Source organism: Halodesulfurarchaeum sp. (genome assembly GCF_036626455.1).
In the GTDB taxonomy this organism is placed as follows: Archaea; Halobacteriota; Halobacteria; order Halobacteriales; family Halobacteriaceae; genus Halodesulfurarchaeum.
Genome location: NZ_JAZKRK010000062.1, coordinates 1 through 6,722 on the forward strand (window position 1 = coordinate 1; position 6,722 = coordinate 6,722).

At 53.9% G+C, this 6,722-nt stretch carries 6 protein-coding genes; 3 read left to right on the forward strand and 3 right to left on the reverse strand.

Going from position 1 to position 6,722, the window contains the following annotated elements:
- Nucleotides 1-244: 244 nt before the first annotated feature.
- Nucleotides 245-1,486 carry an MFS transporter gene (locus V5A26_RS11020; RefSeq protein ID WP_332322516.1) on the forward strand — a complete coding sequence of 414 codons (1,242 nt, stop codon included), beginning with the start codon at nucleotides 245-247 and terminating at the stop codon, nucleotides 1,484-1,486.
- Between the two features lie 130 nt (nucleotides 1,487-1,616).
- On the opposite strand, the gene V5A26_RS11025 is transcribed toward V5A26_RS11020, so the two are convergent.
- The 3 genes from V5A26_RS11025 to V5A26_RS11035 all read right to left on the reverse strand — a co-directional run bounded on the left by V5A26_RS11025 (nucleotide 1,617) and on the right by V5A26_RS11035 (nucleotide 5,344).
- Nucleotides 1,617-2,054 carry a universal stress protein gene (locus V5A26_RS11025; protein WP_332322517.1) on the reverse strand — a complete coding sequence of 146 codons (438 nt, stop codon included), beginning with the start codon at nucleotides 2,052-2,054 and terminating at the stop codon, nucleotides 1,617-1,619.
- A gap of 152 nt (nucleotides 2,055-2,206) precedes the next feature.
- Nucleotides 2,207-4,252 carry a TRAP transporter permease gene (locus V5A26_RS11030; protein WP_332322518.1) on the reverse strand — a complete coding sequence of 682 codons (2,046 nt, stop codon included), beginning with the start codon at nucleotides 4,250-4,252 and terminating at the stop codon, nucleotides 2,207-2,209.
- 63 nt (nucleotides 4,253-4,315) lie between these two features.
- Nucleotides 4,316-5,344 (reverse strand): TAXI family TRAP transporter solute-binding subunit, encoded by a 1,029-nt coding sequence (locus V5A26_RS11035; RefSeq protein WP_442908776.1) that lies wholly within the window; start codon nucleotides 5,342-5,344, stop codon nucleotides 4,316-4,318.
- Between the two features lie 171 nt (nucleotides 5,345-5,515).
- Between V5A26_RS11035 and V5A26_RS11040 the strand changes: the two genes are divergently transcribed.
- Complete coding sequence (locus V5A26_RS11040; RefSeq protein ID WP_332322520.1) at nucleotides 5,516-5,887, forward strand: PaeR7I family type II restriction endonuclease; 372 nt, start codon at nucleotides 5,516-5,518, stop codon at nucleotides 5,885-5,887.
- Nucleotides 5,815-6,675, forward strand: coding sequence for a sensor histidine kinase (locus V5A26_RS11045; RefSeq protein WP_332322521.1), 861 nt, complete (start codon nucleotides 5,815-5,817; stop codon nucleotides 6,673-6,675). The genes V5A26_RS11040 and V5A26_RS11045 overlap by 73 nt, the downstream gene beginning before the upstream one ends.
- Nucleotides 6,676-6,722 lie beyond the last annotated feature (47 nt).

A 6,722-nucleotide genomic window follows, 5' to 3' on the forward strand; every position in this document is an offset into this window, starting at 1 on the left:
TTTCTGACAACCTCTGATTAGGTCTCACGGAACGTGATGAATACACAGCGCATATCTTGCAGAGCTGGTACCCTTGTGGGACAAAAGTCATGGTTCTTGTTTCGCCGTCCCAATGCGTACTAATTCAAGCTTTCGTAGACTTGTTCTGTTCCTGCCGGAATCTGTTTCTCGCAACTCACTTTCAACGTCCGATAATCTGCCACCCGCGCTTTCATGTAGGTCCACGCGAGTAGCCAAACCTAACGTGACGGGGGGCCATGAGACGGACTCGACGAACTCCTCTCCATCCGACGAGACCGTCGCCGACGTATTCAGAAGCGACCGCGGTTGGTTCCTCTTCGCCCTCGGATTTGGTTGGTTTCTCACGCTCGGTTCACGATTTCTTGTTCCCGCGCTATTGCCGATCATCAAAACGGAGTTCACACTCCAGAATGCTGGGGCCGGAATCATTGTGACAGTGATGTGGCTCACCTATGGCGGCATGCAGTATCCAGCAGGGGTTCTCACCGACCGGATCGGCGAGCGCGCCCTACTGGGCGCAAGCACTCTCCTTGCATCGTTGAGCATGGTTGGCTTCGCGCTTGCTCCCTCATTCGGGTGGTTTCTGGTCGCCGCCGCGATCTTTGGCATCTCAACTGGGCTGTTTGGACCAGCACGAGGGACCGCGCTGTCGAAACGCTTCGAGCAGTTCGAGGGTCTGGCATTCGGTCTCGTCCTCGGCGCGGGGAGTATCGGAGCAGCAACTCTTCCCCTGATGGCCACTCTCATTACTGAGCAGTTCGGTTGGCGATTGGCGATTGGGGTGGTTGGGCCCGCATTCTTTGTCTCTGGTATCGCTCTGCTCGTCGTCGTTCCGAAGACGCTTCCTGGAACTGTTCCAGCAGGATCGGTGGTCGAAGGCGTTCGCCAATCGATTGTTGCCATCCGTACTCGACGAATCGTGCTAGCTCTCGGTGGGATCGTCATCATGCTTTTTATCTACCAAGGGTTCACCGCTTTCTATCCGACCTACCTCCAAGCGGAAGGTGGCCTCAGCCAGACGGCTTCAAATTCGCTGTATGCCCTCCTCTTCCTTGTCGGTGGATTTTTTCAACTTAGCGCTGGCCGGCTTGCTGACCACTTTGGCTACCGGTGGGTGCTTGTCGGGGTCAGTTTCGTGAGTATCTTCCCGCTGCTATGGCTGCCCAGTATCGCCTCCTTTGGCTGGTTCGCCGTGGTGACAGTCCTCATCGCGATTCGAATGGCCCTACAACCAATGATGAACGCATATATCCTCGCTGCTCTACCGGAGGAGATGCGAGGAGCGATTTGGGGCTTCCTCCGGACTGGGTTTTTCATATTAGGGGCGTTTGGATCGGTGGCAGTCGGCGGATTCGCCGATCTGGGCTACTTCGACGGGGCCATTTACGCACTTGCAGTTTTTACCGCCCTCGGTGGCTTCCTTTTCTACTTGCTTCCCAGGAAAACCCCTGAATCACCAGGGTGAATGGGCAGTCCCGTATCTTTGGAGCAGTAGTGCGCCAGCGTTCGCTACAAAAAGAACCACTGTGTCACTAAACAATCCGATCCTTTTTGCTAGACTTGGGAATCGGCCCCTTTTCAGGAAGCGGAGGAAATCACCGTGCCACAAGAATCGGGGTATCGCATTCAAGAAAGACCTTCTGGCTTACACTGCCGAAGACGACCTTGCCAATGGGTGTTCGATCTCGCACCCCCATCAGAATCACATCCGCATCCAAATCCCTGGCTGTTGAGAGAATTGTCTCAGCGGGCTCGCCGACTTTTTCGTGAACGATCGGTTCGATCTCCATGGATTTCAGTTCCTTGATGACTTGCCGGACGCTCTCAGGGATCTCCCGGAGTTCATCTAACGATTCGTTAATTTGCTCAATTGGCGCCGGTCCAGCTTCGTCAGCCGGCATGTCAATTTCCTCATAAACGTGAAGAACATGGACTTCGACCTCATCGCCAATCGGTGGAAGGGAGTCAATCGTTTCGGTCTGTTTTCTGGCCCGTTGTTCGTTGGTATCTACCGGAATTAATACTCGATACATAACAAAAATACCACTCGCCAGGGCAATAAACGTTGTATGCAGGTAGTTTTCACGAGCAGAACCTGGCTGCGGTACGAATCAACGAAGCAGAAACGTGGAATCCCCACCGCCTAAAAGCGAACAAAGCGAGCGAGGAAGGGAAGATAGTTGGCCTAAACCGGAAGTGCGACATTGGTGTTCTTTTGCATATGGTGTGCCGCGAGCAGAATGGCGACGATTGCTATCGCGCCGAATTGGACTGACCGGTCCGGAAAGACCATTGCGATCACGCCGACAACGAAAAAGCCAGACCGGGTGAGGTAGGTCCGGATTCGTCCGTATGGGAAGCGGTAGTTAATACCGTGAATCATCGATATCGCGCCAACCATCGCCGCTCCACCGGCAATGAGCGTCGGACTCGCGAGATTCCCGTCAAGAATCTCGGGGTGGTACACAAAGGTGAACGGCAAGATGAAAAGCGGGAGCGAAATCTTGATGGATTCATACGCGGTTCCCCAGAAGTCCCCGCCCGCGATCCCGGCAGCGACAGCGACAGTCGTCGCAATCGGTGGTGTCAATCCAGCCAAAATCGCCGCGTAAAACACGAAGAAATGGGCGGCGAGGTTTGGGACGAAAAACTGGTTGATTAATGACGGCGCAATTAATAACGCCACGACAGTATACGCCGCAGTCGTGGGCATCCCGAGACCCATGAGAATGCTAATTGCCATTGCGAGAATGACCGCGATTAACATCACGCCCCCTGAGAGGTCCATAAGAGCGAGCGAGATGGCAGTCGGTACTGCGGTGGCCATGAGAATGTCGACAACACCGTTAATGGCCGCCAAAATGATGGCTACCGGGGCGAGAACAATGATCCCCTCCCTGAATCCGTCTACGGTTTGGACCGCGACGATTCTGAGAGTCTTTGGGACCCCTCGGTCGTCGATGGTGAGTGCTCGAAGGACTGGAATAAGTACCCCCATAAAAATCATGCTCACTGCGGTGTAAAGCGCCGAGGTCATGACCGTGTACTGGACGATACCGAGGTAGTAAATCAAGACAAAAAGCGGGATCCCGTACTTGACACTCTCGAAAGCCATCGCCCAGTTCCCCAAAGTTGCATCGAGATGATCTGTCGGATCGGTCGGCCCGATCTGGGGGGCCGCCACATAATGAACGGCCAGAAAGATTGAAACAACGAGGATCCCTGCTGGGATTAACCCCGCAATGATGACGTCAATATAGGTGATTCCCATGATGAGGGATGCCATGATGAAGGCACCGGCCCCCATCACTGGCGGAAGCACCTGTCCTGACGTGGAAGCGACCGATTCGATGGCTCCCGCGCTCTCCGCACTGACTCCGCTGTCTTTCATCAGGGGAATCGTGAACGACCCCGTCATCCCAGCATTCGCGGTCTGACTTCCGTTGATTGAGCCAATTATCGCGCTTGCAATAACGGCCGTCTGGGCGATTCCGGAATCGATGTACTTCGCAGATCTGACGGCGATCCGGAAAATGAGATCGAAGGCGCCATAGGTTTTCAATAGCCCAGCAAAGAGGAGGAATAACGCGATCCATGCCGCGACAAGCTGATTCAGAAAGCCGAAGAATCCATCGATACTGATGACTAAAATCCGAAGGGTTCGTGTGGCTGACAGCCCACCATGTGACAACACGCCCGGCATCCATGGACCGACGAGCCCGTAGCCAATCCCGATCAAAACAACGGCGAGAAAGGTGACCCCAAATGAGCGCCACGTCAGGTAAATGATGGCGAGCGTAAACGCGACTGCGATCCAGTACTCATGTGGTTGTGCATGTCCCAAACTGGTCACATACAGCCGGTGAAAATCGAGAAACAGGTACCCGGCAGTGACGGCTGAAACGACGGCTGAACCGACCAAGGCGCCAACATCGAAATAGTCGCGATCCGCTATGGCATCTGGTAATTCGGAAAATATGTACAATAGAAGGGTCCCACCAAGAAAGAGAACCCCGTATTTGGCCCGCGGCCAGAACTGCGTCGCTGCGTAGTAGATTATCATCGCCCAAAATGGAACCGAACCGTAAGTAACGAGCAGTTCGAGAAACTTTCGGTATCCTGACTCTTCGTGACCGACCGGCCACAGTGAGTCAATTGCGGCCCGTTCTGGTGTTTGATCTGTCTCGTCACTCATCGCCGCCGGATTCGTTTGCATGTCCGTATCGTCCATGTATATTCGGTGGTATCGGATGGAGTTCGGTGGGGGAGACCGTCAGGGACGAGCTCGATTTAGTTATCCGCTCGTCCACTCATCGTTCCAAATATCGTTGTCCTGGAAAAACTCTACAATTCCTGGATGGATTTCCAGGTCCGGGATCACCGTCGTGGTCATGATTTCGGGGTCGTCGTAGTTGAGGGTGGTCGGATCGGAGTCCCGTATCGTATCGTGGTGTTCATGGGCGATACGGGCGATTTCTTTGGTCGCTGCTGGATCGATATCTGGGCTGAAGGCCCATTGGGCTGCAAGGGACCAAGAAACGACCTGATTGGTGACTTTATCCACGTCTTGTTCGTAGCCGTAGGCCTCGAATTCCTCGAGAATTGCGCCTGGGACCTCCTCAATGGCTTGTCTGTAGTTCTCATCCACCTCGAGAAGATAGAGGCCCCCTCCGCTTCTGACATCGACTTCTTGAACCCATCCTGAAAGAGCCACAGAATTCGCTCCGTAGACACAGAGTGCGTCGACGCGGTCTTCCTCGACTGCACCTGGAATGTCACCCGTGTCCACATTCAGAATGTCGTTTTGTTCCCACAGACCCGCCTCTTTGATCACTTCCTCAGTTAGGAGCCGAGTTCCGAACCCTGGCTGAATCGGGTAAATCGTATACCCCCCATCTGCGAGGTCAGCGGTCGACTCGAGACCCGATCCTTCGAGTGCCACCCAGTGAATCTGAAGTGACGTAAACATAAACCCCTGCTGGGGAAGTTTGTCGACAGGATTGTCCGCGAAGGGACCATCTTCGGCCATTGCCTTCGAGAGGGAATTATTGTCCACGCCCATCGCGGGGATGTTATCGTCATCGTATTCGTAGAGGTTTGCCGTCCATCCGTCCGTAACCTGGGGCGAGATTTTAACCGTATCACTATGCTCATTCGCAGCACGTGCAAGGGCCTGTGCCGCTGCCTGAGTCGAACTATTTTGGGACGTTGCGCCGATAGTTACCGTGTAGCTTTCGTCCCCACCGTCCTCACCGTCTTCGTCTCCGTTTCCACCAAGACAACCAGCAGTGCTAATAACTCCGACCGTTGCTGCGCCCTTCAGGACGTCACGGCGATTCACGTTATCAATTGGCATACGAAGCAACGGTATTAGCCATTGTAATTAAAGTTTTGGGTGACCTATAAAAAGGTGTAGATTTTCTCAGTCTAAAATTTAATTAATTCTGTGTCGGCAAGCCCCTTGGAGATGTGAGATGGAAGTTAACCTAGCCGAGTGGAAATATTGTGCCGATCGAGCGAAAGCTTACTAACCACCCACATATTGAAGCGACCGAATGATGACGAATTTGAAGATGCGACCTACTTGGACCGGGTCGAGCTCCTTTGTCAACGGCTTGTCCGAAAACGGATTGTGAATGAATCCGCTTTTCTCCTCTCGAATGAAGATAGCGGATTGGAAGGTGAATACTGGCAACCCAACATGGAACTTCGAATAGAGCGGTTTGTAAGGTCTCTCACATCAACAACCTCCCGGGTATCGTTTATCGAACCCGGAACGATCCTGACTGGCCGATGGATTTCGTCAGAGGCGAATGCGAATTACTGGCGGGTTATTCCGCTGAGGCTTTCGAGGAAGGGGAGGTAAGTTGGGGAGAGGATGTCATTCACCCAGCGGACCAACAAGCGGTCTGGGAGTCGGTCCAGAAGTCACTCGAAGAGGAGCGTCCGTTTGAATTCACCTACCGAATTCGAACGAAGGAGGGGGCCACAAAATGGGTTTGGGAGCGGGGCCAATTCGTTACTTCTCAGGCAAACGACGCGCAAATGCTCGAAGGATTCATTACAGATATTACGAAGCGCAAGGAACACGAAGACGAACTCCGACGGCATAACGAGCGACTCGACGAATTTGCCAGTGTCGTCTCACATGATCTCCGCAACCCGTTGAACGTGGCTAAAGGCCGGCTTGAGCTCGCTATGGAGGAATGTGAGTCCGACCATACCGAAACGGCCGCGGAGAATCTCGACCGGATGGAAACCCTCATTGAGGATGTCCTCAGGCTGGCTCGTGCCGGGGAAGCCGTCGGCGAAAGGGAACCGGTCGAACTCGTCGAACTGGGTCAGAGGTGCTGGCACAACGTGGAGACGAAATCGGGAGAGTTGCTCATCGACCCTGACACCGTCGTCAGAGCGGATAAAACCCGACTCCAGCAGTTGGTTGAGAACCTGTTCAGCAATGCGGTGGAGCACGGTGGCGACGAAGTGACGGTGACGGTCGGTACACTCGATAACGGATTCTACCTGGAAGACGATGGACCAGGGATTCCTGAGGCAGAGCGCGATAAGGTGTTCGAGGCAGGGTATTCTTCACGGGAAGAGGGGACCGGGTTCGGTCTGAGTATTGTCAAAGAGATCGTGGAAGCCCACAAATGAAAGATTCTGGTGACCGACGGAGCTGACGGGGGCGCTCGATTCGAGAT

Excerpts from the sequence above, each read along its gene's own strand:
- V5A26_RS11025 (WP_332322517.1), bottom strand. The coding sequence starts at position 2,054 with ATGTATCGAGTATTAATTCCGGTAGATACCAACGAACAACGGGCCAGA.
- V5A26_RS11030 (WP_332322518.1), bottom strand. The coding sequence starts at position 4,252 with ATGGACGATACGGACATGCAAACGAATCCGGCGGCGATGAGTGACGAG.
- V5A26_RS11045 (WP_332322521.1), top strand. The coding sequence starts at position 5,815 with ATGGATTTCGTCAGAGGCGAATGCGAATTACTGGCGGGTTATTCCGCT.